The organism is Aequoribacter sp. (genome assembly GCF_965659035.1).
Lineage (GTDB): Bacteria > Pseudomonadota > Gammaproteobacteria > Pseudomonadales > Halieaceae > Aequoribacter.
Window position 1 is genome coordinate 27,224 of the sequence record NZ_CBFHWH010000022.1, and the last position, 1,581, is coordinate 28,804.

The 1,581-nt window shown below is 51.9% G+C and carries 2 protein-coding genes; one reads left to right on the plus strand and one right to left on the minus strand.

Going from position 1 to position 1,581, the window contains the following annotated elements; all coding sequences use genetic code 11:
- On the minus strand, positions 1–656 hold a 656-nt coding region (locus ACTF5Z_RS05515), incomplete at its 3' end, for an AMP-binding protein (RefSeq protein WP_438984809.1).
- A 218-nt stretch (positions 657–874) separates the two neighbouring features.
- Here ACTF5Z_RS05515 and ACTF5Z_RS05520 point away from each other — a divergent pair.
- A partial coding sequence (locus ACTF5Z_RS05520) for an NAD(P)H-dependent flavin oxidoreductase (protein WP_438984810.1) occupies positions 875–1,581 on the plus strand: 707 nt, incomplete at its 3' end.

A 1,581-nucleotide genomic window follows, 5' to 3' on the forward strand; every position in this document is an offset into this window, starting at 1 on the left:
TGACTGAACATGGCGCCTTTTGGGCGTCCTGAAGTCCCCGATGTGAATAACAAGATTGCCGGGTCATTGGGTTCAACTTCTACAGCCTGAAAGTCCTCTACATTGGCTGATTCGACCAAGCGCCAAAATAACTCGCTGTTGTCTTCTTTGGCGTCAGGCTCAACCACTACGGCTTGTAACTTATTGCCGGCGCTGCGAATGAAGTGTAAGCGGTCGGCATCACAGACTACTAGTTTGGCGCCGCCATCTGTCAGGCCTTGTTGCAGCTCTTCCGAACGCCCCCAGCTGTTGAGTGGTATCGCTACTGCGCCTAGGTTAATAATGGCGATAAAGGCCATTAGCCATTCGGGTCGGTTGCGCATGGCAATGGCCACATGATCGCCTTTGCGAATACCGTAGTCTCTTTTCAGCGCTACCGCAAAACGATCCGAAGCATCAAAAAAATCCGCGAAGGTATAGTTCTCGCCCATGTATTGCAGATACAGTTTGTCGCCATGCTGGCGCCCGGGCGCAATCACACTGGCCAGTGATTTTTCAGCGTTTTTGTAGGCTTTGTAGCTAATGCCGTCCATCACATGCTCGATAACTTCAAAGGGCGCTCCAGGTCCTGTGAGCTGAGCTACTGCGTTGTGGTGTGGTGCACTAAATTCCGTCATGTCGTTAACCTTCTGGGTTTGGTGTGCTGTTATTGTGGGCGTTTAACACTGTGGCAAAGTATTCTGGATAAAACATTGCGGGGCAAATGTTTTGACGGTGCAAGTATCGTCCACTTGCATTACGTCCAAACCTATACAAGCAGTGTGGAAACACGCTCTAATTCAGACCTCGTAATGATGGTCTGCTAAAAGCGCCAGACAACTGCCTAGGTGAAAGTATGAAAACTGCGTTAACAGAGCGCTTGGGGTGTCAGTACCCCATTGTACAAACTGCGATGGGTTGGGTGGCAGATCCGGCTTTGGTTGCAGCTACCGCAAATGCGGGCGGTTTCGGTTTTTTAGCGGGCGCCGTGATGACGCTCGAGGAAATCGAGGCGGGTATCCTGGAAATCAAACGCTTAACCGACAAACCCTTTGGCGTTAACTTCCACATGTACGTGCCTCACGCAGAACAGATCATCGATTTGTGTATCGAACATAAAGTGCGCGCTGTCAGTTACAGCCGCTCGCCCTCCTCGGCAGCGGTAAAACGTCTGAAAGATGCGGGCGTACTTTGTATGCCCACCGTTGGCGCTTTGAAGCACGCGGTTAAAGCGGTGGAGTTCGGTGCGGATATTGTTGTTGTGCAAGGCGGCGAAGGTGGGGGTCATACTGGCTCAGTGGCAACGTCGATTTTGTTAAAGCAGGTATGCCAGGCGGTTGATGTACCGGTCGTTGCTGCGGGTGGTTTTAGTCGCGGTAGTGATCTAATTGCGGCTCTAGCGCAGGGCGCTTGTGGGATTGCCATGGGGACTCGGTTTTTACTGACCCAAGAATCGCCCGTACCGGAGGTGACCAAGGCAGAATACTTAAAAGCGCCACCCGAGCAAATTATCACCAGTACCAAGCTCGACGGCCTGCCTCAGCGTATGATCTTAAACCCTCT